The 26,721-nt window shown below is 41.9% G+C and carries 22 protein-coding genes and 1 tRNA gene; 15 read left to right on the top strand and 8 right to left on the bottom strand.

Features of this window, described 5'->3' with window-relative positions:
* From KAH81_06870 to KAH81_06820, 11 genes are all read left to right on the top strand, one after another.
* Positions 1 to 2,121, top strand: a 2,121-nt coding sequence (locus tag KAH81_06870) for a glycogen-binding domain-containing protein (GenBank protein ID MCK5833375.1), incomplete at its 5' end; no start/stop codon positions are given.
* A 27-nt stretch (positions 2,122 to 2,148) separates the two neighbouring features.
* Entirely contained in the window at positions 2,149 to 2,550 is a 402-nt protein-coding gene (locus tag KAH81_06865) for a glycogen-binding domain-containing protein (protein ID MCK5833374.1), read from the top strand.
* Positions 2,522 to 3,157 (top strand): hypothetical protein, encoded by a 636-nt coding sequence (locus tag KAH81_06860; protein ID MCK5833373.1) that lies wholly within the window; start codon positions 2,522 to 2,524, stop codon positions 3,155 to 3,157. Before KAH81_06865 ends, KAH81_06860 begins: the two co-directional genes overlap by 29 nt.
* The gene (locus KAH81_06855) at positions 3,154 to 5,700 is read left to right on the top strand and encodes a hypothetical protein (protein ID MCK5833372.1); all 2,547 of its coding nucleotides are present in this window, start codon (positions 3,154 to 3,156) and stop codon (positions 5,698 to 5,700) included. The genes KAH81_06860 and KAH81_06855 overlap by 4 nt, the downstream gene beginning before the upstream one ends.
* Positions 5,701 to 5,703: 3 nt before the next feature.
* On the top strand, positions 5,704 to 6,630 hold the full coding sequence (locus tag KAH81_06850) for a calcium/sodium antiporter (GenBank protein ID MCK5833371.1): 927 nt from the start codon (positions 5,704 to 5,706) through the stop codon (positions 6,628 to 6,630).
* Between the two features lie 15 nt (positions 6,631 to 6,645).
* On the top strand, positions 6,646 to 7,872 hold the full coding sequence (locus KAH81_06845; protein MCK5833370.1) for an extracellular solute-binding protein: 1,227 nt from the start codon (positions 6,646 to 6,648) through the stop codon (positions 7,870 to 7,872).
* Positions 7,865 to 8,092: a DUF2892 domain-containing protein gene (locus KAH81_06840; protein ID MCK5833369.1), complete on the top strand. Its 228-nt coding sequence runs from the start codon at positions 7,865 to 7,867 to the stop codon at positions 8,090 to 8,092. The genes KAH81_06845 and KAH81_06840 overlap by 8 nt, the downstream gene beginning before the upstream one ends.
* A 38-nt stretch (positions 8,093 to 8,130) precedes the next feature.
* Positions 8,131 to 8,514 carry a VOC family protein gene (locus KAH81_06835; GenBank protein ID MCK5833368.1) on the top strand — a complete coding sequence of 128 codons (384 nt, stop codon included), beginning with the start codon at positions 8,131 to 8,133 and terminating at the stop codon, positions 8,512 to 8,514.
* 19 nt (positions 8,515 to 8,533) lie between these two features.
* Complete coding sequence (locus KAH81_06830) at positions 8,534 to 8,914, top strand: hypothetical protein (protein MCK5833367.1); 381 nt, start codon at positions 8,534 to 8,536, stop codon at positions 8,912 to 8,914.
* A gap of 6 nt (positions 8,915 to 8,920) precedes the next feature.
* A complete protein-coding gene (locus KAH81_06825; protein MCK5833366.1) occupies positions 8,921 to 10,261 on the top strand; it encodes a ferredoxin reductase family protein in 1,341 nt (446 codons plus the stop codon).
* A 124-nt stretch (positions 10,262 to 10,385) separates the two neighbouring features.
* A tRNA-Asn gene (locus KAH81_06820) sits at positions 10,386 to 10,458 on the top strand.
* 196 nt (positions 10,459 to 10,654) lie between these two features.
* Here the strand turns inward: KAH81_06820 and KAH81_06815 are convergent.
* From KAH81_06815 to KAH81_06800, 4 genes are all read right to left on the bottom strand, one after another.
* Positions 10,655 to 13,402, bottom strand: coding sequence for a gliding motility-associated C-terminal domain-containing protein (locus KAH81_06815; protein ID MCK5833365.1), 2,748 nt, complete (start codon positions 13,400 to 13,402; stop codon positions 10,655 to 10,657).
* Between the two features lie 380 nt (positions 13,403 to 13,782).
* Positions 13,783 to 14,391 carry a dephospho-CoA kinase gene (gene coaE, locus KAH81_06810; GenBank protein MCK5833364.1) on the bottom strand — a complete coding sequence of 203 codons (609 nt, stop codon included), beginning with the start codon at positions 14,389 to 14,391 and terminating at the stop codon, positions 13,783 to 13,785.
* 97 nt (positions 14,392 to 14,488) lie between these two features.
* Positions 14,489 to 17,083, bottom strand: a complete 2,595-nt coding sequence (locus tag KAH81_06805) for an AAA family ATPase (protein ID MCK5833363.1) — start codon at positions 17,081 to 17,083, stop codon at positions 14,489 to 14,491.
* Positions 17,084 to 17,157: 74 nt separating this feature from the next.
* On the bottom strand, positions 17,158 to 17,883 hold the full coding sequence (locus tag KAH81_06800; GenBank protein MCK5833362.1) for a ribonuclease Z: 726 nt from the start codon (positions 17,881 to 17,883) through the stop codon (positions 17,158 to 17,160).
* A 149-nt stretch (positions 17,884 to 18,032) separates the two neighbouring features.
* Between KAH81_06800 and KAH81_06795 the strand changes: the two genes are divergently transcribed.
* A complete protein-coding gene (locus KAH81_06795) occupies positions 18,033 to 20,528 on the top strand; it encodes a PAS domain S-box protein (GenBank protein ID MCK5833361.1) in 2,496 nt (831 codons plus the stop codon).
* On the opposite strand, the gene KAH81_06790 is transcribed toward KAH81_06795, so the two are convergent.
* From KAH81_06790 to KAH81_06780, 3 genes are read right to left on the bottom strand one after another with little or no spacing between them, the layout of a single operon-like run.
* Positions 20,525 to 21,622: a DUF362 domain-containing protein gene (locus KAH81_06790; GenBank protein ID MCK5833360.1), complete on the bottom strand. Its 1,098-nt coding sequence runs from the start codon at positions 21,620 to 21,622 to the stop codon at positions 20,525 to 20,527. The genes KAH81_06795 and KAH81_06790 overlap by 4 nt on opposite strands.
* 6 nt (positions 21,623 to 21,628) lie before the next feature.
* A complete protein-coding gene (locus KAH81_06785) occupies positions 21,629 to 22,405 on the bottom strand; it encodes a rhomboid family intramembrane serine protease (protein ID MCK5833359.1) in 777 nt (258 codons plus the stop codon).
* A gap of 9 nt (positions 22,406 to 22,414) precedes the next feature.
* On the bottom strand, positions 22,415 to 22,861 hold the full coding sequence (locus KAH81_06780) for a DUF494 family protein (GenBank protein MCK5833358.1): 447 nt from the start codon (positions 22,859 to 22,861) through the stop codon (positions 22,415 to 22,417).
* A gap of 139 nt (positions 22,862 to 23,000) precedes the next feature.
* On the opposite strand from KAH81_06780, the gene KAH81_06775 reads away from it, so the two are divergent.
* Genes KAH81_06775 through KAH81_06765 form a run of 3 tightly spaced genes read left to right on the top strand, consistent with a single transcriptional unit; the run spans position 23,001 to position 24,455 of the window.
* On the top strand, positions 23,001 to 23,453 hold the full coding sequence (locus KAH81_06775; protein MCK5833357.1) for a PTS sugar transporter subunit IIA: 453 nt from the start codon (positions 23,001 to 23,003) through the stop codon (positions 23,451 to 23,453).
* Between the two features lie 2 nt (positions 23,454 to 23,455).
* On the top strand, positions 23,456 to 23,935 hold the full coding sequence (locus tag KAH81_06770; protein MCK5833356.1) for a hypothetical protein: 480 nt from the start codon (positions 23,456 to 23,458) through the stop codon (positions 23,933 to 23,935).
* A 1-nt stretch (position 23,936) separates the two neighbouring features.
* On the top strand, positions 23,937 to 24,455 hold the full coding sequence (locus KAH81_06765) for a phospholipase D family protein (GenBank protein ID MCK5833355.1): 519 nt from the start codon (positions 23,937 to 23,939) through the stop codon (positions 24,453 to 24,455).
* A gap of 276 nt (positions 24,456 to 24,731) precedes the next feature.
* Here KAH81_06765 and feoB read toward each other — a convergent pair.
* On the bottom strand, positions 24,732 to 26,721 hold a 1,990-nt coding region (gene feoB, locus KAH81_06760), incomplete at its 5' end, for a ferrous iron transport protein B (protein ID MCK5833354.1).

Here is a 26,721-nt window from a genome sequence, read left to right as displayed (position 1 = left end):
TACGAATATAAATTCGTTGTCGATGGGACCTATATCGAAGACCCCGATAATCCTGATAAAATCTCCGATCCATACGGAGGTAATAACTCGGTTTTTACAGTGGACGTTGCGGCTGAATCGCCTGCCACGCAAGGACTCAGTGAAATAGCGGTGAAAGAGGGTGTGGTTTTAGAGTATTACAATCCTTCGGCGAGAAGCGTCTCGGTTGCAGGTTCTTTCAATAACTGGTCTTCAAATGCAGACCCTTTTGATACCGATGGAGAGGGAAATTGGTCGATTACATTAGAACTCGATCCGGGAAAATACGAATATAAATTCGTTGTCGATGATTCATGGCAACCCGATTCGGACAACCCTCGATCGGAATCCGATGGTTATGGTGGGATCAATTCGGTTATAGAGATTGACCTAGAGGGAAAGCTGGTTAAAACCGAGGTCGATGTCGAACAAGAAAAGGTGTCGAATACATTTTTAAACAGTCGCGTATATATCGGTGGGAAATACACAGCAATAGCTGAAAGCCGTTGGGCTCGCGATTTCGATGGAAGGTTTCGGCTGGATAAGCCGCGTCATCGCCTCGAATCATATATTAGGATTAAGATCAGTAACGATGTTACTGCATGGGGTGGCATTAATATGGATACCCGCGATGCTGGAAGGATTTATGAAGCATCGCTCGCTTTAGACAGCGCCGCAATCGAACTTGTCGGCAACTCGATAGAGGGACAGGTATATTATAATCGACCGGTTGGCGGTATCGGAGATCCGCTGGAGATTATTGGGTCATCAATAATTGCGGGCGCGCCGGGAGAAACATTGCCATTTGGCTTGGGAACAGGTGGAGCATTTCTCAAGGGGGAGATATACAGTGTTGCTTTCAGGGCGATTTATTGCGATCGATTTGAATCGTGGGCTACAGAAGAACACACGGGGGAAGCGCTTTTAGACAATCTAGGTAGGCTTCGTTATGGACTTTTTCGCGAGGACGTCATTGACCCCTTTCTTAAACAAGATGTATATACTGAATATAGCACGGATATATTCGGGTTAAGCCTTTCAAGGAGGATTGGTCCCTTGGATTTAGGGGTGGCATTAAGATATGATTCCGGAATTTTTTGGTATTCCCTAACTGAACTCGATATTCCGAGTCTTCAAAATTGGGTGGACTCGACTGGTTCCGAAAGCGACTGGTTTGCGCTTGGAAATTCAGAATTGCTATGGGGCGGTTTCACTAAAATCGCATTAGGACCGGGCAGTATATGGGCAGAATACCTTTCATATAATTATGATGGAGGGGTTCAAGCAGGTAATCTCGAAAATGATGCAGGTGATGGAAATGGTTCTATCGATGTCGAGCTTGGCAAAATGTATGGTCATTTTGCGGGGTTAGGCCTTATGGTAAATCCTTACGATGAAGTTGGATTCAAACTAGGATATTCCTCACAGGTTTTTTCCGCCCCCGAAGATACAGGAGTGTTTTTCTTGCCAGCTCCATCGACCGATGATGATGGCCATGTCGATATTGAAGCAATAGAGATCGAGCCCGGGATGGATCCCACTTGGTGGGAATCATATTTTGCTCAGGTAAATATCGATTTGCCTGTTAAGATATGGGCGCGAGGTGGTATAGAAGCGATGGATGATCATCTCGAAGGTAATAAGCGAAAAGTCAACCGGTTTGGGGTGGGGGCTCGTGGAACAGTGCTATGGAATTTTATTGGATTCGATATGTTTAACGATTGGGCTTTCGCGAAACTTCCGCAGGGTGTCGAGCAGAGAGAGGCTTTATCTAAAGTGGGTATTCGCCTTCATCTTTCCGATCAATGGTATGTCAACCTCGATGTGGCGTATCATAAGATATATTGCGAGAATGCTCTCGACTCGATAGAGATAGACGAAACAGCAATCCCTGTATTTGCAGGGATTCAGTTTATGCCTGTAGAAAATGTTCGGCTTGAATTATATTGGGGATTGCATCCGCTTATGGCTAATGGTTGGCGTGCTGGAAGACGTGAGTTTGTAGAAAAATACATGAATGACAACTCGGTCACGTTTGCCGAATCCTGGAAAGCTTTAGAAAATGTTCGCCAGATAGGCCTTCGTGGGGAGATAGATTTTTAAACAAAAATTAACGAACGGGTAATGGAAATGAGAATAACGAAGTTCCTATTTGCTATTATTTTAATCTATATAGGATTCTCTTTATCGTGTGCTATAACCTCCTCGATAAAAAACCGCATGCCTCCACCTCATAAAGTGGATGGCGGCATTTTGTTCAAATATGAAAACTCAGCCGCAAGGCAGGTTCAAATTTGCGGTAATTTTAATAATTGGTGCGGGACTAAGGATACCGGAGGTATCCTCGATCCATCAATCGGCATGATGTTTGATGATGAAAGTGATGGTATATGGGAAACAACACTCGATCTTCCCCCGGGAAGATATCAATACAAATTTGTTATCGATAGAGTAAATTGGACGATCGATCCCTCCAGCGCCGATACGGATTTCGAGGATGGCATTGAGAATAGCATGGTTATTGTTAAATAGGAGAGGGAAAATGGGCGAAAAAAATCAGAAATGGCAGAGGTTTATTTTTAAAAATAATTATATTCTTCGCTTTATAATTATAACACTCTGTGCAATTATCATTGTCCTTTCGTTAATATTTGGTGTAAAGGCCCTCTTAAAGGAACTCTCGATACCTAATAGGCCTATTGTTGTTCCAATATTCGAGTTAGTAAAGCAGGATGGATATCTTAAAGAAGGTAAACCACTGTTTGGCGAGACGACATATACTACTGTTATTCTTAAAAATATCGGAAGAAAACAGGCTGCAAAAATTAAATGGAGATTCGAATTCGAAAACGGGATAGAATCTAACGATAGTTTTAAAGAGCCTTTTTCAAGAAGTGATTCGATAATAGTCGTTGTAAAGAACTCTCAAAACCCGATTGAACAATGGGATAAGGGTGTTTTAAGATACTTGCTCGAATATTCAGATAACCAAGGGAATAATTTTTTCAGGAATGACAGTGTTTTAATTCAACCACTGATAAGCGATTATGATAAACGAAAACTCGGCGGACTTACGCCATATACAATTCATGAAGAAGATATGGATTCAGAAACAACAACATTTTCGGAGGGAAAATGAATAGATGCGCTTTTGTGATTTTATTTATGCTTATCGTTTCCGCAATTATTGCTCAACCTGTAGGTATCGGTGATGGCGAAGTCAAATTTATTCTCGGATCATCGGGAGCTAAGGAGGTATTTATAACCGGTGGGTTTAACCGCTGGAGTCCCGATTCGGATCCCATGGTTAAATCCGCAGATGGTAAATGGACTATTGTCCTGAAGTTGGAACCGGGGATTCATCAATACAAATTTGTTGTTGATGGCAATTGGATGCCCGACTCCAAAAACTCGGCCTATATCGACGATAATTATGGAGGATTGAACTCGGTTTTTGTGCTCAAGGAAAACGGCGATGTCGCCCTCGAAGCTAAGGCGCAAGGACCTGTTAATCCAAATGATGAATATCCAGAGGGTCCGAAAATTCACCTTGCGATAATTTGGCATCAACATCAACCGCTTTACGCAGACCCTTCAGAGGACTATCTTCGCGGGCCGTGGGTTCGCCTTCATGCCACAAAAGATTACTACGACATGGCCGCTATGCTGGAATTTTATCCTGATATTCATCTTACCATTAATTTAACGAGCGTTTTACTTAAACAGCTTAAAGAATACTATGTTGACAGGCTTTCGCAAGTTGTAATTGGAAACAAGGTTGATGAAAAGGCATATTGGGAGAAATTCGCTGGTAAAACAGATCCTTGGATCGACCTGTTGCTTAAAGATACAGATAAGTTTACTCCGAAAGATGAGAATTATCTCACTGGTGGAGCATGGAACTGTTTCAGCATTTCCGAAGTTATGATCGAGAGATTCCCAGAGTATATGGCTCTTCGAGATAAGGGCGGCAATTTTTCCACTATGGAGAAGCTTCAGTTGAAGGTATGGTTTGCGCTAGCATGGTTCGACCCCGGTTTCCTGGATAGTAAAATCCAGCTTGTGTCAGGAGAAATAATAGATTTAACAGATCTCTTGGAAAAGCGCGGTGGAAAATGGTTTGCGCGCAGGCCTTTTACCGAGGTGGACGCAAATAGAATAGTAGCGGAATCCTATAAGGTGATGTCTTCGATAATCCCACAACACAAAAAGCTCATGGCTGAAAACCGGGTCGAAGTTATTACTACTCCATTCTTTCATCCAATATTGCCTCTCTTGTATGATACCGATATAGCGAAGAAATGCCAGCCCGGGTCACCGCTCCCTGAACGCTACTCATACCCGGATGATGCGAAGCTTCAAGTATATAAAGGCGTGGCATATTTTTGGGAACTGTTCGGTCATCCGCCACTGGGGATGTGGCCGGGCGAAGGCTCGGTGTCAGAAGAAGTTGTGTCGATATTTTCCAGTGCGGGTTTACTATGGACGGCAACTGCGGATGCTGTTTTACAGAAATCAAATCCACCTAATCAACCGATATATAGGCCGTATCGCGTAGATGCCGATCTTATTCAAAATACAGAAACCGATGGCCAGATGCTGGCTGTCGTTTTTCGTGACACTGAACTTTCCGACAGAATCGGATTTAAATATCAAACCAAACCGGGGGAGGAGGCTGCCGAGGATTTCGTTCAAAGAGTGCTTTCTTATGCCAAGGAGGGTGAGGATAGGCTTATCACCGTGATACTCGATGGTGAAAATGCATGGGAGTGGTATCGCCTTTCGCCCGATGGCAAGGATTTCCTCGAAACGCTTTACCGAAAACTGACTAAATTGCATCAACTTGGCAGAGTAATTACTGTTACTCCGGGGGAATATATTATTGGTAATCCAGAGAGAGGTATAGAGGCGCACGATATAGGAAAAATGCCGGAACTCGAACCGCTATGGCCCGGAAGCTGGATCAACGCCAATTTCGATACGTGGATCGGTGAAAAGGAGGAGAATATTGCATGGAATATGCTCGGTAAGGTTAGACGTGATATAGCCGATTGGGGACTTACGCCACCTAAAATTAATGAAATTCCCAAAAATGAAAAAGAACAAGCCATTTTCGATATGTGGGATGCTATGTTCGCTGCCGAAGGTTCCGATTGGTTCTGGTGGTATGGTGCCGATCAAGGCGCTCCCGGCGGCGATATGCCTTTCGATGAAGCCTTTAGAACGCACCTCTCGAATGTATATCGTTACGCCAGGAAGGGAGGAATTGACACCGATATCCCCCAATTTGAATCGATTCTTTCAGGTAATTTGGGTGGTGGTGGCGCTATGACCAAGGGTGGAGGACAAAAGATTTCCGTGACCTTTGTGGTCGATGCTAATCATATAGATGTATCCGATAAAATATATATAGTCGGCGAGCAGCCTGAATTCGGCGAATGGACACCGAATCAAATACCTATGTTCGACGATGGAACCCATGGTGATGCTAAAGCCGGCGATGGTATATGGAGCCTCAATTTCGAATTTCCCGAGGGTGCTTATCTTGAATATAAATACACGAATTCCGGCAAAGAGGGTGAATGGATTCCGGGAGAGGAATTTCCTGCAACGAATAGGGCTATAACAGTTTCTCCAAAGGATGGCAAGATGACAATTAAGGACAAGTTTGGAGAAATGTAAAACTTGTTCGGAGATACAACAATATTATTTCTTGGCCTTTTAGGGCTTTTTATTGGTGCGAATAGCCTTGTGAAAGGCGGCGTAGAACTCGCCCTAATTGCGCGTATTCGCCCGATAGTTATAGGGTTGACAATTATTGCAGTGGGCACAAGCTTGCCTGAATTAACTGTCTCTGTGGTATCGGCGGCTAATAATTCAATGGGTATCTCGATAGGTAACATCATAGGAAGCAATATTTGCAACATACTGCTGATTCTAGGAGTGACCGCGCTGATTCGTCCGATTCCTATCGAGAGAAAAGCATTGAGAGAAGATGTCCCCACTGTAATAATGGTTTCAGTAGTATTGTGGATGCTAGCTCAGGATGGAGTTATTAATCGTTTCGATGGTATAATCCTAATTCTATTGTATGTATTATTCTTGGTTCATTCTTTTTCCTCAAAAACAGATGATATAAGAGAAAAAATAGTCGAAAAAGGATTCAGTAAATTCGGCAAATCTATTATATTTGTAATTCTTGGCCTAGGCTTGCTTGCATTTGGAGGTTGGGCCACGGTCAAGGGAGGGATGAATATCGCGACTAGCTTGGGCGTGCCCGATTCCATAATTGCGCTGACTCTTATCGCTTTTGGAACTTCACTCCCCGAGCTTGCGACTTCTGCGGTGGCATCTATAAAAAATAAAAGCGACATTGCTGTCGGAAATATTCTAGGAAGTAACATTTGTAATTCTCTGTTTGTTATAGGCGTGGCGGGAATTATGAAGCCGTTTTCAATTCCGTTGGATATATTACAATTCAGTTTTCCGATGATGCTGTTTGCAAGCGTGGCAATGTTCCCTTTTGTAAAGTCGGGTAGGTCTCTCAATCGCCTCGAAGGAGCTTTTTTTGTAGTTAGTTATTTAGTTTATTGTGTTGCACTGATGATTTAATCAATGGAGGGTATAATGAAAAATATATTTATTGCTTTAGCTGTTTGTTTTGTTGTTTTTATGCTTGGTTGTGGGGGGTCGGGTTCGCCTAATACCATTGCCATTTGGCATCAGATGTTGCCTGAGGGAGGGGATATTCTCGATTCGCTTGCTCAGGTATGGGGCAAGGAGAATGGATATAATGTAACAGTGCTATACAAGGAAACGGAAGAGTTGCGCAGTTCTTTCCAGACTGCGGTTTTGGGTGGTGGAGGTCCCGAGCTTGTTTATGGACCCTCGGATCAGGTTGGACCATTCAAGGTTATGGACCTTATTATCCCAATGGATACCCTTTTTAGTGAACAGTTTTTCTCTAAATTTGATCCTAAAGCTCTAGTTGGTTTTGAAGGGGGGCTTTATCAAATTGCTGATAGGATCGGAAACCATCTTTGCTTGGTTTATAACCGCTCGTTAGTTCCTGAGCCACCCAAGAACACCGATGAGATGGTAAAAATTGGCAAACAGATCACAAAGGATACAGACGGCGACGGGAAAATCGATATATACGGACTTGTATGGAATTTCACTGAGCCTTATTTCTTTATTCCGTGGCTTGGAGGTTTTGGAGGTTGGGTCATGGATGATAAGGGAAATCCTACTCTAGATACAGAAGGAACAGTTTCCGCTTTGTCTTTTTTGGTTTATCTGCGTGACACAGCTAAGATCGTTCCGAAGGAGCTGGATTATAACATCGCCGATGCACTTTTCAAGGAGGGCAAGGCAGGAATGATTATCAACGGCCCGTGGAGTTGGGGTGGATACAGGAAGGCCGAAGTGGATTTCGCTATAGCTAGAATCCCTATGGTTAATAAAACTGGAATCTGGCCGACACCAATGGTTTCACCGGTGGGATACAGTATTAATAAGAACGTCGATAAATCTAAACTGGCAGGTGTTATCTCGTTGCTACAATTCTTGACCTCGGCTGAGTCTCAGCTTGAATGGACTAAGGTTCTCGGCACAATTCCATCTAATATTGCGGCGCGTGAGAGCGAGATCGTCACAGGAAATCCTATTGTTAAGGCCTCGATTAAACAGCTCGAGGTTGGAAAGGCTATGCCAGTGCGTCCGGAACTTAGAGCTATTTGGGATGCTATGAGGCCTCCTTATCAGGGAGTCCTTGGAGGTAGTATAACTCCAAAAGATGCTGCTAATGAGATGCAAGAGCTTGCTGAAAAAAAGATTCAGGAGATGAATGAATAAAAAAAAACCGGATCAAAATGTTTGTGGATTGGATAGGGTTGCAAGAGTGGTTATGGGTGTTGCAGCGTTTGCGTTAGGCGTGTTTCGCCTTTTTGGTGGGGGATACTGGGGGATTGTGATTATCGTAGCGGGGGGGATACTTATATTCTCAGCTATCACCCAATTTTGTGGTGTCTATAATGTGTTTGGCATATCTACATGCCCTAAAAAACAAGAATAGCAGTGTTCAATTAAATGGGAAATGTGTCTGGTGATAATATGAGAAATAAAAATAATCCTGTGGGATGGTTTGAGATTCCAGTGGTGAATATGGATAGGGCTAAGGCTTTTTATGAAAGCATCTTCGAGATAGAAATGCCTGTCCAGACTATGGATGACAACATGATGGCATGGTTTCCATGTGATAACACAAAGCTCGGTTCGTGTGGTTCTCTTGTTAAAATGAAGGATTATATTCCTTCACGCGATGGAGTAGTAATATATTTCACAGTTCTCAATTTGGAAGTTGTTCTCGATAAAGTTAACGAAAACGGAGGGGAGGTTCTTGTGTCTCGAACAAGTATTGGCCAATATGGCTTTGTGGCGTTTTTCATTGATTCAGAAGGCAACAAAATTGGACTACATACGAGGGAAAACCTTTAATTTTTTTAAGGAGTAAAGCATGAATAAAATTGCTGTTATTATAGTTTTTATTTTTTGTGGAATAATGTTCGCTCATGGCCCATCAGCTTTTGAGGTGGATTTCAATCCGGAGAATATGGAGTTGACGATCAAGGTTACTCACGATGTTAAAAATCCCAAGAGCCATTATATCGATAAAATCGAGATAGAGAGAGACAGCGAAGTCATTATCTTACAAGTATTTAAAGTCCAGAGTGATGAAAAAGTTCAGTTGGCTAAATATATCATCACCGATGCTTACGTTGGGATGGAACTCAAAATTATTGCCTCGTGCAATAAAATTGGGAAGAAGTCTTTTAAGTTTATTGTAGATGAACAAATGATGAATAATAAACCATCGGCCAAGGGCACTGAAGAATAGCCCTCTGTGTTTAAAACATATACAATAAAGAATTACAAGAATATTGGCCCTTTGGATAGCCGTTTGTTCGTGGTGCTGTTCTTTATTATCTATTATCTAATTATATTTGTTCCAATGGGGCTTGCGGTTGTCGATATGATAGCCGCAAGGACTCCATTTTTCACTATTATCGGTAGATCACTCGCTTTATTTGCTTATTCGGTTTTCTGTATGCAGGTCATTTTAGGTTCCCGGATTAAGGTTTTGGACCGCGTTTTTGGCCTCGATAGAATTCTTCGTTTTCACAGAAGAATGGCCATTATTGGCCTATTTGCAATTGCAGTTCATCCTTTGGCTTTGGTATTTGAATATGGTGTTCACGAGATATTTTTATCTATCGATAATATCTATATTATCTGTGGGAAGCTGGCTTTTCTGATTCTTATAATCGGCGTTGCGTTTGCGCTATTTAGAGCGAAGATTAAACTCGATTATAATAAATGGCATACTTTCCATAAGCTAATGTTAATTATTATCTTGTTGGGATTTGTGCATTCGATGAACCTTGGCTCCAGTCTTGAAACGGGAGCTATGAGGAATTATTGGTGGGTTTTAACGGCGATACCTATAGCTGTTTTTATTTTTAAAAATTCTATTGGCTTTATCCAAAGAAATAAATTCCAGGTTGTCGAAGTGAAAAAAGAAAATCATAATGTCTGGACTCTAGATATGACACCGGTCAATAGTGATATTTTCAAGTATCGGCCGGGGCAGTTTATGTTTCTTACGCTTAAACGCCCGGGTTATCGCCCAGAGGAGCATCCTTTTACAATTTCCTCAGCACCTACAGAGAATGAATATATATCGGCAACCATAAAGAAATCCGGGGATTATACATCAACAATAGGAAAAACTAAACCGGGTGATATAGCTAGAATTTCCGGGCCATACGGCAGATTTAGTTATGTTTATAATGAACCATCGTCCTTTGTTTTTATTGCTGGTGGGGTTGGGATAACTCCCCTTATGAGTATGATGCGTTTTATTCGAAATACTGATGATGGTCGTCCAGTCATTTTATTATATGCAAATAAAGCAGAGGATGATATAATTTTTCTGGATGAATTTGTGGAGTTTCCGCAAAATTTCGAGGTAGTCCATATTCTCTCTCAATCCTCGAAAGATTGGCTCGGCGAAGTCGGGCATGTTGAAATGGGTATAATCGAGAAATATTGCGCAAAAGTTTTAGATAGCGCTCATTTCTATCTCTGTGGGCCGAAACCGATGATGGATTCGGTTCATAATATTCTCACCGAGATCGGAATAGATCATTCGAGAATACACTCTGAGGTTTTTAGGCTAAACTAAAATTATCTTTTATAAGTAGTGTAAATTCAAGTAAATACGCGGCTCTAGCCGATATTTTAAGTTTTTAATGTTGACATATTCAGAAGCAATATATATTATTCTCAAAATTACATAGTTTAATAATTCCGGCGTAGCTCAGCTGGTAGAGCAGGTGGCTGTTAACCACCGGGTCGGGGGTTCGAGTCCCTCCGCCGGAGTTTTTTATTTTAACAATTAGATTTGCGGCCGGTTTTTTTCTGTTAAATGAGTCTCTGGACTCGAACCCCGATGGCTGCGGTTCTGCCGCTTCGAGTCCCTCCGCCGGAGTTTTTATTGCGATTAATAGGCATTTAAGTTTCTATTCTGGCGGGATTAAATTCCGAACAAGAAAACTATTCAATCAAACTGATTCGATTATCTCCCCATAATTAATGTGCCGTTGCAAATGACGCGGCCATCCCTTTCGATTACATAAATGTAAAGACCGTCTCTGACAGGGTTGCCGTCTGAGTCTTTGCAATCCCATACCCGATTCGAGACGTCGCTGAAATCGCTTGCGGGGCCGATGTTCTCTCGATATACCAGAATATTGCGCGTGTTAAAAATAGACAACTCGGCCGAACCAGAAAACATATCAGGATAATCGAAAACAGCGGCGTCGTTTATACCATCATTATTGGGTGTGATGGGATTCGGATATCTGTTACAACTGGTTTCCAACTCGATCAAGAACCACCATGAGAAGGACCCCGGGTTAGGTGAGCAATAATCAGGCATATCGCCTGCGCTAACCTGAACGAAAACAGTATCGGTTTCGAAAAACCAAACGCCCAGTTCGGGGCATTCCGCGACGCAGTGAAGTGTGTCTCCAAGCCATAAACAATCTATCCCTGGAGTCCCTATTAGGAAGGTGTATTCATTGATTGTTATTGTCACAAGGGAAGAATCCAGCCCCGATAGGTTATCAGTAACCGAAAAAGATATGCTTGGACTTGTGATTCCGAGAACGGCGCCTTCCGATGGGGCGATGGGGAAAATATCCGGCGGCGTAAGATCGACATAGAAAGTCCCAGCGGGCAGCTCGGACGGCGAAGTCGCGATACGGAGATCGTTGGAAAGCGAGTCCAAGCTCCATGATACAACGTCGCCATCGTCCCAAAGCGGCAAGGGAGTGTAAATTAGGATTGAATCCTCGAAAATAGAGAGATTTTGGTGATCTATCGAATAGGTAACATCATTAACTGTAAACCTTATCGACATTGTGTCGACCTCACCCTCATCATCGACAGTAAGGCGAATATCTTGATCCGCGCACGATGTCCATGCGCCGTCGAAAGGATCGATTAAAACACTCCAAGGTGATGCGCATTCGATGACATAAACATAGGCGCTATCAGAACTGAAGCACCCAGCCGGAGAGATAACGACCACCTCGTATCTGGTAGTTGTTGTAGGCGAAACAGAAATCTCACGGGTAGTATCACCATCGGGTATCCAGATGAAGGTGTAATCCTCGATATTTGGTGTAACATCCGGAGTGATAGTGCATGAATGGCCGAGGCAAATAGTGGTGTCTTTCAGTTCGACGATAGGATACTCATTGACAATAATTGTTATTGATGCCGAATCGATGCAATCGATTCCATCAGAAGCGATTACCCAATATGTAGTCGATGTTTCAGGGTGCACACTTGTAACTGGTGATGTTGAGTCGGTTAAAGAATTTGTTGGTTTCCAGAGATAAGACCAGATTCTATCGGGAGCCTCGACAGTATCCAAAACAGCGCGTAGCTGAGAGTTATCACCATTGCAAATGGAAGTAAATTCGGCGTCGATATCTACAGAAAAACTATTAATATTCGGGATAATCGGACAATATGTGCGCATGATCGGTCCGCCTTCTTCCCAATCGACCTCGATATCGTAGCAAGCCGTGTGACCATAAGCCGAAGAATCTATGGCTATAGACCAGGAGACGAGGCGGCTACCACCATAACCGGATAACTCACCAAGATATTGCGGATTTGTTCCACCTGTTAGCGATAATCCCGGGGGTAAAGTTATAAAAACCTCGACATCGGTTGCCGAAGTAGCACCGGGATTTGTAATAAGGACATCGAGAGTGAAGGGATTCGGCGTTATGCCTAAGCAACCTGTGGCGAAAACCGGTGTCCCCGCATTAATTGTTAAATCTAAACCAGCGGTAATTTCACCGATACCGTAATATGTTACAAAAACCGCAGAGTCACCCTCGCAAACAGTGCGAGGATACCATTTAACCATTGTAGCGGAATCCCCGAATGTGCCGGTAAGATCGGCAACCCATTCGCTATCATCCCAACCATTGCTCGTAGCTGAACCCCATGAACCATACCAAAAAACATCCGGTGTTGTTGCCTCAAAACCGATTAGAATCCCAAGGGCTGTCATTGACCAAGGCGTTGGCGGATATCCACCTTCATAAGCCCTCCAAATAGCCGGAACACCAAAACCATAAAAGATTTCCGCAATTCCTGTGTATCCATAAGCAGTAGATATCTCTGCAGCATCATCGGTATCCAACATCGTATCGTAAAAAACAAGGCAACCAACCTCATGACATGAACCATCAGCTGGTTTCATAATAGTTTTAAATTTGACTTGTTCGTTCTCGCTAGGAATGCCCCCAAGGCTCATAGTAGTAATTTCTTGGCGGATATAAACCCCGTTCCAGTTATCCCACACTGAATACGCAGTATTATCAAGAAGGTAACTCGAACTTGTGTTAGGTAAGGTGCCGCTGGTTTTACCGGTATTACCATCTACATAATAGATTATCCAACCAGTGCCCGGAGAATATGGATATGAATAAGTTAAATTGCTATAAGAACCGCTCCCGCTGAGATCGCCACCCTCTTCGAATTCCCCAGTTGCTTCGTCAATATAAGCTGAGATAAAACCGTTCTGAACCCACCATTCCATCGGTTCGGAAGGCCTTTCCATAACAGAATGCCCTTCGCCTTGTAATGCATAGGCATATTCTATCTTCCAATCATTATATGCATCAGGATCCAAATGAATATCAGGCATAACCGAAAAAAGCGAATCTAGACTGCACAGTGTCGAAGATGCAATTGTAAATATGAAAATACCAATTAGAAAAAGTATAGAATTTGTCTTCATAAGAACTCCAATCTCAAATATCCCATTAATCAGATAATATACAAAAAAGCCAATAAATTCAATAGATAACGAAATGAATGAAAACAGTTGGAAAAATGCAAAAATAATAAGTTTGCCTAGAGCGCTGGCGCGGGGGAAGACGATGGCGCAAAATTTGACTTTACACAAATTTTGTGACAGAGAGGAAGGGTAAAGGGAATTTTTGCGCAAGGAAATGCTACTAATATCACCGAATTAGGAATTAGCAAAAATCGTGACAGCGCCGAAGCTCCGGAAAAATCGGGGAAATGGGTTATGGTGCCAAAAAAAAATAAGCGCGTGACAACGCGCCGTGAAAAATTTGAATATCAATATTTCATTAGAAATTTATTTACGGTATCCTAAGCACCACCGTGTTTAATATCTAACCACACCTTAACAGCCTTGGCCTTCAATTCCAAAAGGTCTCCGTTATTTTTAACTATGTAGTCTATTTGTGGTGTAATTTTGTCGAAGATGGATCCTTGGGAATTCATCCTTTTTTCTATCTGCTCAGGTGGGTAACCCCGATCCTGAACCAAACGGTTGATCCTTTGCCAACTGGGAGACTGAACGAGTATAAGATAATCTAATTGGGTGATAACCGTAGGCCATTTTGGAAGCATAGCGGCATCGAGGATAATAGCACCAGGAAATCCACTTTCCCTGAGTTCCTTAATACGAAAACAAATTTTCTCTGTCAATAGCGGATGTGTGAGATTTTCTAACCATTCCAAGGCTGATTGATTTGAAAAAACCACTTGGGAGATTCGTTCACGATCGATTGTGTTGTCATCACGGATGACAGCTTCTCCAAAGTATTCTAGGAGCTTGATCCGATTTGAAGGTTCCTCAAGGAATTCATGACCCATTTTATCTGCATCTATAAGTAATGCTCCCATTTCGCTGAATGTATGACAAACACTTGTTTTACCAGAAGCTATAGGACCGGTTACGCCAATGAAATCCATTGAATATTATTCCTTTTGCTCAACTTTTAAAACCCATCTACTAATATTATACTAATCGTGCGCCTTTTTGTCAAAAGAGCATTTTAATTCTTGTGCTTTATACTCTGGATATAACTAGCTTGTTTCCTCTTAGGTCGATTTTGGCGAAATCCCCTGTAAGAAGTTCTCCCTTCAATAGGGCCTCAGAAACCTCTTTAGCAACTGTATGATTAATAAGACGCCTTATCGGCCTCGCGCCAAAAGAAGGATCATAACCTTCTTTGGCTAAGAAATGCGCGGCTTTTTCTGTCAGTTCGAGTTTAATATTTTTTTCGGAAAGACGCTTATTTAACTCCTCAAACTGAATACAAACTATCTTAGTAATATCATCCTGTGTTAGAGGATTAAAGACGATAATATCATCTATTCTGTTAAGGAATTCCGGGGATAACTCTTTTTTTAAAAGAAGACGAAGCTCTGTTTCGGTTTTTTTAAACGCCTCTGCCCTTTTCGATTTTGTCATGGCCTCGGTGTTCTCGATAATCATCCTACTTCCGATGTTCGAGGTCATAATAAGTATGGTGTTCTTGAAGTTGACCGTGCGACCCTTGTTGTCGGTTAGTCGACCATCATCTAAAACTTGAAGAAGCAGGTTGAAAACCTCTGGATGTGCTTTTTCTATTTCGTCGAAAAGAACTACAGAATAAGGATGCCTCCTAACGGCCTCAGTGAGTTGTCCGCCCTCATCATAGCCGACGTACCCCGGAGGCGCTCCCACGAGACGGCTCACAGAGAATTTTTCCATATATTCGCTCATATCTATTCTAATAAGCTCATCTTCGTTATCAAAAAGTTCCTCAGCAAGGGCTTTCGCAAGCTCGGTTTTGCCAACACCTGTGCTACCAAGGAAGATAAAACTCCCGATAGGTTTGTTGGGGTCGGCTAATCCCGCCCTCGCCGAGCGAACAACATCGGATACAGCTTCGATAGCCCTATCTTGACCGATTACTCGCTTGTTAAGCTGTTCTTCGAGGCGCAGGAGTTTTTCAGTTTCAGCTTCGGTTAACTTGTCGAGGGGTATTTTTGTCCAACTTGAAAGGACTATCGCAATATCCTCTTCGGTTACTTCCTCTCGAAGTAAGATTTTATCTTCTTGGGCTTCAGAAAGCCTTCCCTTCTGTTCGGCGAGCATTTGTTCGAGGGCAATAATAGCACCGTATTTGATTCTCGCTGCTGATTCCAAATCGCCTGCACGCTCAGCTTGATCCAATTCAGTTTTTGCTTTGTCGAGGCGCCCTTGAATTTCCCGTATCTGCGCGATGATCTCCTTTTCATTAATCCACTGCGCTGAAAGCGTCTCGCGTTTTTGATTGAGTTCTGTTAATTGTTTGTCTATAGCTTTTACTTTCTCGGTGTTCTTGCCCTTTTTCAACCCTCTTTTCTCAATTTCAAGTTGTTGTATTGTTTTTTCAACCTCATCTAATTCCGAAGGCTGAGAGAATAAGTCTATACGCAGGTTTGCAGCAGCCTCATCGATAAGGTCGATAGCTTTATCAGGGAGGAATCTTCCGGAAATATATCTATCGGACAGCTTCGCTGCAGCGATTATTGCATCGTCTGTGATAGTTACTCCGTGATGCACCTCGTATTTTTCCTTTAATCCGCGAAGAATGGATATTGTTTCTAAGACAGTGTTTTCTTCTACAATGATCGGGGCAAAGCGCCTCTCTAATGCTGGATCCTTTTCAATATATTTACGATATTCATCGAATGTAGTTGCACCAATAGCCCGTAACTCGCCGCGTGCGAGCGGCGGTTTTAATATATTCGAAGCATCAATCGAGCCTTCAGCCGCACCTGCCCCAACAATAGTATGCATTTCGTCGATAAAGAGAATTACCCTGTCTTCAGACTCTATTACTTCCTTGATAAAAGCCTTCAAACGGTCTTCGAATTCACCTCTAAATTTGGTTCCGGCAATCAGAAGACCGAGGTCGAGTTGAATTAATCTCGAATCTTTAAGGTTTTCTGGGACATCGCCCGAGATGATCTTTTGCGCCAATCCCTCAACGATAGCGGTTTTTCCCACACCCGGTTCGCCGATGAGGGCAGGATTATTCTTGGTTCTTCTAGAGAGAACCTTCATCACGCGGCGAATCTCCTCCTGTCTTCCAATGACGGGATCCAACTTTCCAATTTGGGCAAGTTTGTTATAATCTATTCCGAATTTATCAAGAGCTTGGAATTTGGTCTCAGGAGTAGCATCTGTAACACGGGTGTGTCCACGAAGTTGTTTTAAGGCGCGAAGTAAATACGCCTCGTTACCTCCAAGTTCACGAAGGATCGAGCCTGCAGGCGTCTGGTCATTTTTCACCATTGCTAGGATAATATGTTCGATAGATACGAATTCATCTTTGAATCTAACGATTTCAGCTTCTGCATTCTCAAGAAGATGGGTCATTTCCATCGAGAAAAATATCTCTTCAGGAGGCTGAGATAGAACCGGTATGTGCGAAAGTTGCTGTTTAGCCTTTTGCAAAACCTCGGATGGATCGATAGCAATCATACCGAGAAGCTTCGCTCCAATTCCTGTTTTATCATCCGCTATCTCGATTAAAAGATGCAACGGTTCGACTTGGCTGTTCCGATTATCAAGCGCGGATTCCCGTGCGCGAGTGATCATTGCGCGGGAGGCCTCTGTGAAATTAGACATATTTGGCATTTTTTGTTAACTCCTATTTACCTATATAAATCAGAGCGATCAATGCAATCTACATTCCAATTATATTAAATGGAGATGGAAAATCCATCATTCGCGATTTTAAATTGTTCTAAACTGGTGGTTTTATCAATATGAGTTAATATTGATAGATCGATATAGCTTTTTTTGATGAAGGCTTCAAGGTTATTAATATCTATATGTGTTGCTTCACAGATTAGTAGATCGAGTTTAGAGCTTAGCGCCCAATCGAGGTCATCGAGACTATAGATATCCGAGGAATATGCTATACGGGTGTCACCTGATGAAACCTCGAGTGAATATGCTCGTCCTTCGAGTTCGGGATGGTGATTGAGTGCCTCTTTATGAATTAACATATGTTTATTTGGATGAGGAATTATCTCCATTCCGCTAATATTTATCTTTTCTGTGGGATTTATTTTTTTCACTACTAAAGGAAAACCAATACTTTCAGGGAAGATGTAGCTTCGGATTAACATCTCTTTAACAAAGCCAATCGATTCTGGAACATACAGATAGAAAGGATTAGTTCTCTTTTTTAAATGGAGTGTTTGCATTAAAAAGAGCAAACCACCAAAATGGTCTGGGTGAAAGTGCGTAATGATCAACGCATCGGCGTTTGATGGATCGATTCCGGCGCGGAGCAAAGCACCCGTGGCACCGTCACCGCAGTCGAGAATTATCTTTGCCGAGTTACTCGAAACAAAGATACAACTAGTATTTCTTTCACTAGATACGACTCCTGATCCTGTACCAGCAAAAGTTATATTCAATATTACACCTCCAGTATTAAATATAACATAAACAGGCCTTTTTGTCAAACTATAATGGGAATTTTACAATCCTGTTTTTTTTACTTGTTTAGTTACATATTATATGCTATTTTAATTCCAAATTCTAATTAAGGAGAATTAGCTGTTAGATGGATTCTTTGGGAAAAAATAGCGATTTAAATGATAAAAAGTTCGGGGGATTTGTCCCAAATACGATACTTATAATTGCTTCTTCTTCGGTCGCAACTTCGATACTGTTTTTACTCGGGCTTGAACAACCACTCTCTCTTGTCATAGCGTGGATTATGTTTATTGCCTTAGCGCTTGCAGCACATCAATTTTCACCAACTAGAATTTCCACAAACTCTAAGGGAGTTGACAAAAATCAAAAATCATCCAGAATAACCATAAATAGAGAGATTCAAAAATACTATGCACACATCTCTGATATAATAATCTATTTCGATATATACGGAAATATTCTTCAGTGGGCAGGGAATGTAGAGGAACACTTGGGTTATTCAAAGGAAACATCGATTCCTACTTGTGTAGAAGAGCTTTTTTTATTATCTGACAGAGAAATAGCGATGAAATCTATCCGATTTTGTTCGGATGAGAAAGAATCCAAAATAGGATCGGCGGAAGTCCATTTAATGAAAAAAAATGGGGAACCTGCACTGTTCAATATTACATGTGCTTCTGCTCTCTTCGAGGACAGTTTGGCAATAAGGATGATCTTTCAGCATATAGATATTTCTCTGGCAGTTTCGGAAGAAAAAATTGACGATCTTTTCAAGAAGTTTGCGGTTAGTATCGATAAACCGGCAACAATTGTCCGGAATAGCACAATCGAGTTTGCTAATAAGGAACTTTCGTCGTTTATTGAGGGAAGAATGCAGACAATCTCCTCGGCGCAAGATTTGTTCTCTTCAATGGCTAGACCTAGGATAGCCGAGATTCTCGAAACCGAATTCGAAGGATTGGCTCTTACCGATAATCCTCTTAAATGCGGTATGTTAAAAGAAACCTTTAAGACAATCTTAGCCGAGAGACCTCTAGAGGTTATTGTATTACCCAATATTTATAATTCAGTGAAAAAGCTCATTATTATTGAAAACCCAGATAAAACGCAGACAAAGCACCACGATGCTTGTTTCGAGCTTCTTTTTGAAAATACCAACGATGCTATCTTTGTTACTAAAAGCGATGGTCGAATATTCAGGTGTAATCCATCAGCCGAGAAAATAACCGGATTAAAAGCTAACGAATTGTTAGGAATATCGGTTCATAACCTTTTCGATCCAGTCTACCGAGAGATATCCTTACGCCAGCTTGCATGGCTTAAAGAGGGGGATAGTGTTCATTTCGAAACAAAGATGCTTCGAGATGATGGTGACCTTCGAGATGTAGATATTTCGAGTCGGCTTGTTAAAGGCGAGGAAGAAATTATTATTCATGTAGTGAGAGATATAACCGAGCGAAATCGATTTTTATCACAACTAACACAAAGTGAGAAGCTGGAGTCTTTGGAAATTTTTGCAGGTGGTGTGGCCCTCGATTTCGATAGTATTCTCGAAGGTGTTTTGGGTGCTGGCGAATCGGCCTTAAATAAACTTGATGATCCCGAAGAGACTAGAGCCTATTTGAATACTGTGCTAAGCTACACCGAAAAGGCTCTGGAACTTACACGCCACCTAAAAGACTATGCTAGGCAGGGCACAATGAGATTCGATATCGTTAATGTCAACGATATTGCGACAAATGCTATAGATTTTTGTAGGCAAATTGTTCCTGAGAAAATTGTGATAAAAAGCCAATTGAAGGAGAATATCGGCGCTATTTACGGGGATTCAGTCCAACTTAAGAAGGCGATCATCAACTTAATATTGAATTCACAAGAGGCTATGCAGGATGGTGGTGAAATCCTGATAAAAACCCAGAATTTCTCGGCGGACGAACGATTTGTTCACGATCACTCGGGAACTGCTCCCGGGCCTAATGTCGAGCTTGTTGTTATCGATTCGGGCAGAGGAATAGATCAGGCTATTCTCCCTAGGATATTCGATCCTTTTTTCACGACAAAGGATCGTGGAGAGGGAACTGGACTGGGGCTCGCGGTAACTTATTCTATTATCGAATCCCATGGCGGTTATATTGATATAGAGAGTGAAACCAATAAGGGAACAAAGATAAGGGTTCTGTTTCCAATCATTGAAATGGATACAACCGAGATCGACCATTTTGCGGATATAGGGGTTATCGCCGCAAGCGAAAGAAGTGTTTTAATAGTGGATGATGAGAAGATAATTCAGAATGTCCTTTCGAGTATTTTGACACAATTGGGCTATTATCCCATTGCGGTTTCGAGTGGTAAGGAGGCGTTGGAATTCCTTGCTTCGGAGGAAGCCAAAATCGATGTTATTCTCCTGGATATGGTGATGCCGGGATTAAATGGTTGGCAAACGTATAAACAAATTAAGGAATACTGGCCTTATATACCAGTGGTTGTAGTCACGGGTTATGCTGACGAACGCGATACTGAAGAAATGCTAGATTCGGGTCTGGCTGGTTTTATTGAAAAACCTTTCAAAGCCGGACAGATAGCCAGAAAGCTCTTGGAGATATTCGAAGCGCAGTTAGGCTAGACTCTCACCAGATCGTAATCTTTATTCCCCATTCCCAGCTCATGGGCATATTCGAATTGTCTTCGCCAATCCACTGAAGGATGCAGGGCAGAAATTTTATCCTTGCAATTTTTGGATAATCCCGAATTTGGCATGGGCGACGAGGCATTAAATAGAGCGCAAGCGGCGGCATCGACTGCCACCGGATCTTCAGATATTAGAATCCCAATATTGGGTGCGATAATTTTAAGCTTAATACCAAAACAATCACACTCGGGTGTTATATTAGCGAGGACTACTATATGTAGCATTCGTGGTTTTAAGTAATTGCAAATAGCAGAGGCGGTTTCGACGAGTTTTTCGCAGAATTTTGCACCCTTGCTATCCCATCTAATGTCGAGGGCATCAGTTGGGCACATAGATATACACTCGGCGCATCCGATGCAATTTTCAAGATCAAAAACCGGTTTATCCTTCAACTCGATAGCATCGACTGGGCAAACACGAGCGCAGGTGCCGCACATCACACAGTTATCTTCTGTCAAATCGGGAACGACATCGCTGTGCATCCTTTGTTTAGTCGCTCTCGAAGCTATTCCCATCGATATATTCTTAATTGCTGCTCCAAAACCAGCAGCGAGATGCCCTTTAAAATGTGAGAGAGTGATAACCCCTCCTACCCGCTCGATTAAAGCAGCAACCTTCACTGTGCGAAAATGAAGGGCCTTCTCTTGGGTTGGTATCTCGATTATATCTATACCAGTTGGGCCATCGCCAATCAATAAAGGTGCGCCGGTTGCCGAATAGCCATAGTTATGTTCTTCAGCAACTGTTAAAGCCCCAACAACTGAGTTCCTGGCGGCTTTATATAGGGTGGTTGTATCGAAAACGAAGGGCAAGCACGCTCGCTTTTTTAAATAACGAACGACAGATGTTGCGTAATCCGATGGTAGAAATGTTTCGTTTCCTTGCTCTCCCCAATGGACTTTTATCCCAATTTTGCGTCCTTTCGCGATCCAGTCCATATCTATTTGTTGTTCGAGAAAGCTATACAGTCTTTCTGCCATCGAACAGTGCGAACCATTTTGCTCGATGAAATATACCTTTGAGCTCATAGTAAATTAATTTTGCTTTTGATTATAGAACTTACCCGCGCGGATTAAAATGTCCTTTTCATCTTGAGTAAGAGATTCGGGTCCTTCGCGAAGGACTTTATCGAGAATTCTATCTACATTGCCCGGACTGGTGGCACCGCCTCCTAGTTCATCTAGGAAAGAAGTTTGTTTTTTAACTTTTCTTGTAGTTTTCAGGCCCCATAAGGCTAGAAGTATTCCACCGAACAGCATGCCTCCGAGATGTGTGAGGTGTGCTATTCCATCCCCTGCACCACCCATGCTGGCGAAGAATTCGATAGCCCCAAATAGAATAACAGCATATTTAGCTTTAAGTGGGATGATAAACCAAAGAAGCAAGGTGCGGTTGGGAAACGAGAGGCCATAGGCTAAGAGTAAACCGTAAATAGCCCCACTCGCGCCAACAACGGGATAATTTGAAAGCATAACAGTTATAATTCCAGCACCGATCCCGCTAAAAAAGTAATAAATAAGGAATTTAGTCGATCCCCATATACTTTCGAGTTCGCGACCAAAGAGATAAAGAATAAAAAGGTTAAAAAAAATGTGAAAAAAGCCTCCATGAAGAAACATGTAAGTTATAAGTTGATATATTTTGAATTCGCTTCGCACAAGCGAGGGATTGAGTGCAAATATCGATGTTATCCGAGGAGCAATCATCTGAAGAAGAAACACAATTCCAGTAATAGCAACGATTCCTTTAACTGCCGATCCCTGTGATAACGGATTGCGTCTAAAATACTTTTTGCGATAATAGTAATTCAATATTGAGCCTTAATTTTCTAAGTCATTTTTATCGGAATCGACATACATAGAAAAGCCGTCGTGATGGTTTTTCAAATCAAAAAGAAGGACGAATGCCATGTTTCTTACACTTTCAGCATCGATAGGCAATTCGTTGAGCAAAAGCGCTCGTGCAATAATGAGTTCGATATGTTCATCTGTGAGAAGGTTAAGATTTCGTAGTTTGAGGAGTAAACCAGATCCTTTGGTTGTTAGATGTATCCTCTCGAAATTTGATAGAACTCTAATCGCTCTTTTCCCTTTATTTAATGGAAGTCTTTCGCCGATCCAATGAATAGCATTTTGGACTTCGTCATTGGTAAAACCCTTTTCGATAAGCTCGTTTCGGGTTTGTTCCGATAACGCCAAACTAGCGTCATTGCTTTGTTGCAGAGCTTCTGCAACGAGAATTAAAACTTCTAGTAGCCGATTATTCATATTCGTAAAAAATAAGGATATATTATATTTTGTCAACTCACCGAATGTGAGATTATATTTAACATTTTATAAACCTATCTTGACATATGAAGTGGGTATGTCTAAATTTACAGGCGATTTTAATTTATCAAAGAGGTTTATGTTAAACGAGAAACTTCCAGCTAGAGCGGTTAAAATCCCGCTCACCAGTTCCGATAAGATATCGATAATAGAGGAGCTCACACAACTTCTTTGCGATGTTTATTCCATAGATTCCAGCGCGGAGATTTTTGATTCCGTTCTCGAGAGGGAAGAAATGATGAGCACTGGTGTTGGTTATGGGTTGGCGATACCTCATGCCAAGGTAGATAAAATATCAATACCAAAGATTGTTGCTGGTATATCCGAAAAAGGCGTATATTTTGATTCAATAGATCATCGCCCGGCAAGGATATTTTTTCTTCTTGTTTCACCAAAGAACGATTGTGGTGAGCATGTTAGGATTTTGTCCGAGCTTTCCAGGATAATGAATAATCCCAGAGTCCGTGAGGAGATTTTAACCGCACAGACTAGTGCTCAATTTGTAGATATTTTGGGTAAATTCGAGGGGTAATTTTGCGAAGGGTAGATTTTCATTTTATAGTTGTTATGGTTTTGATTTCCATTGTTTTTCTTTCCTGCAGTAATCAGTCAGAATCACTTAAACAACCTGATTTAAAGAAGGCAATCGATGTGAAAATCGCTTTAAGCGATTCGGCATATGCACTCGGTTCGCCAATTGAATTTATGATGGTTGTTAAAAACGATTCGCCAGATTCTGTGGAGTTGATATTTCCTGATGCCTGCCGTTTCGATTTTTTATTATCAAACAAAAAAGGGGAAATCTGGAGTTTTCTTGGTGACAAGAAGTGTGCTCAGATCATAAGCAGAAACAAGCTTGCGCCTCGAGATTCATTGGTTCTTAGGTCAACATGGGATGGCTTATCAAAAACGACTGACGCTGAGCTTTTAATGGGTCAGTATAGCATTATTGGGGTGCTTCAGACTTATCCTCCGATTAATACAAAGCCTACAAAATTTTATTTAGTAGATTAGCATGATTGAGTATATCGAGTCCGAAGAGCATTATAGTCATGTTGTAGAGGGTATAATGGTTAAGGCGAAAGATCGACTCGATATTGCAACCGCAAATATTAAAGCTATAAGAATAATAAAAGGCAGAAGCTCGATAGACCTTTTGGATTTTCTTCATCAGAGGCTATCCCGGGGTATTCAGGTAAGGATACTGCATTCGGCTGTGCCTTCGGAATATCTACTTCATCGGATGGCGAAAAAACCCTTGCCAGCGGGATTTGCCATGAGGCGTTGCCCAAGGGTGCATCAGAAAACTTTTTTAGCTGACGATAAGCTATTATATATTGGTTCGGCTAATCTTACCGGTGCAGGAATTGGAGCAAAGTCCTCGAATAGGAGGAATTTTGAGGTTGGTTTTTTAACAGATGAAAGGCAATTTATCGACAAAGCGGGTTCACTTTTTGAGATGATATGGTGTGGAGACATGTGTCTTAAGTGTGGAAGGAAGAATATTTGTCCTATTCCTCTCGAAGAGGTTTGATATTGCTATCGGGCTGTCACGGTTTTTGCTATGTTTACTTTAATTTGATAAGACCAGACCATTTTCGAAGCAAAAACCCCCTTAACAACCGCACCCCCTTCCCGCGCCAGCCTTTATTTCATATTTTCTTCGGTTTCGTTGTCAATATTATTTGAGCAAGTTTTTTCGAATGGGCAGTTAGCGCATTTTTTATTTTTAGCGTCGTTAATTATTTTTTTTATAAGAACGGTCAATCCGACAATTAGCGCTAGTATTGGTAGAATCAATTCCATTTTATTATCTCATATTCATAATGGATCCGAGTTGATAGACAGTGAACGCGAGTATCCATGCTATAATTAGTCCTAATCCCACTGAGAATCCAGTCCATTTCCAGCTTTGAGTTTCCTTTTTAATCACCGCTACGGTGGCTATACATGGAGTATAAATAAGAGTGAATACCATGAATGCATATGCTGATAGTGGTGTGAAGACATTTTGGATGGAATTTTCGATCACACCGGAGCCGCTACTTGAAAGGACTGTGAGTGTTGACACGACTATTTCTTTAGCTGCAAAACCAAAAAGAAGTGCGACTGCACCCCTCCAGTCGGATCCAAATGGACTAACCAAAGGTTCGAGCAATTTACCGATAGCAGCTGCCCATGAGGATTCTCCTGCATATTCGGTGCCTGGAGGCATCGATCCAAGTGCCCAGATTATTATTGATCCAACGAGGATAACAGTTCCAGCCTTGCGAATAAATGCCCATGCTCGTTCCCATGTATGAATTAGTATTCCTCTGAGGCTTGGAATGTGATAGGGAGGAAGCTCCATAACGAACGGAGTGGATAGGCCGGGGAAGAAAAGGAGCTTAAGGACCTTTGCGGTTGTAATTGCCACTAGGATGCTTAGAAAATACATACTAAACATAACAAGGCCGGCGTAGTTTTCAAAGAAAGCGCTCGAAAGGAGGACGAAAACTGGTATTCGCGCGCTACATAGAACGAAAGGTAAAACTAAGATTGTGAGTAGTCTATCCTCGTGGTTTTCAAGAGTTCGAGTTGCCATTACAGCTGGGACAGTGCATCCAAATCCCAGGATGATAGGGATGAAGCTTTTTCCATGTAATCCTATGCCATGCATGATTTTATCGACCAGAAAAGCGGCGCGAGCCATGTAGCCGGTATCCTCGAGAATAGCGACAATGAGGAAGAGGATAATTATATTTGGGAGGAAGACTAGCACTCCTCCTACTCCGCCGATTATACCATCGATAAGAAGCGAATTAATTATACTGGGTGCGCCGATAGCGGTAAAAGCGTTATTTAATAGCTTCCCAAGGAATGAAAAGAAGAGTTCTATCCATTCGGAGGGGTATTTCCCCAAACCGAAAGTCAATGCGAACATGATGAACATCATGAAGCCGAAAATTGGAAGACCTAAATACCGATTGAGTAGAATACTATCAATTTTATCTGTTGCGGTAGGTTCTTGATGAGTTGGTTTTTTTACAACCTCATGATATATACCACTTGCCCAACCATGCCGGGTGTTAGAGATAATAGTTTCGCCATCGATACCCTCGCGTGCTTCGAGTTTTTTTACAATCGAATTAATTTTTTCTTTTGTATTACTATTTTTCGAAGCGGAAAAGATTAAATTATTTATCTCGACGTCGTTTGCAAGCAACATGGCTGAAATAAAACGTCCGGTGTGACATTTTTTGGCCAGAGAGGGAGCGAGAGAAATACACTCGATTACTTGCTGAATTGCTTTTTCGGTTTCTTTGCCATATTTTAAAGGAACCGGGCAGTAGTCTTTTCCAGCAATATTGACGATTTGGGATAAAATGTCATTTATACCCACAGAGTTACGAGCGATTGTTGGGACCACGGGTGCATTAATAAGAACAGAAAGTTTTTTGATATTGATTTTAATACCTCTTGCCTCGGCGATATCCGTCATATTAAGTGCCAGGACAAAGGGTAGATCGAGTTCGACTATTTGCGCGACGAGATATAGACTTCTTTCAAGATTAATGCTATCAATTACTATGCACACTGCATCGGGGCGTTCGAAGAGAAGAAAATCACGAGCTACCTTTTCGTCGGGACTATAAGGCGAAAGTGAGTATGTGCCGGGAAGGTCTATAAATTCGATATTTGAGTTATGCCATTGCGAATAACCAACGATTTTTTCGACTGTAACGCCGGGCCAATTCCCAACATGTTGGCGCATACCTGTAAGTGCGTTAAAAAGGGATGTTTTTCCTGAGTTTGGATTA

The sequence above is a fragment of the bacterium genome (assembly GCA_023145965.1).
Lineage (GTDB): Bacteria > UBP14 > UBA6098 > UBA6098 > UBA6098 > UBA6098.
The sequence above is the reverse complement of the archived record's forward strand: the minus strand, read 5'-3'. Positions and strand labels throughout refer to the sequence as shown.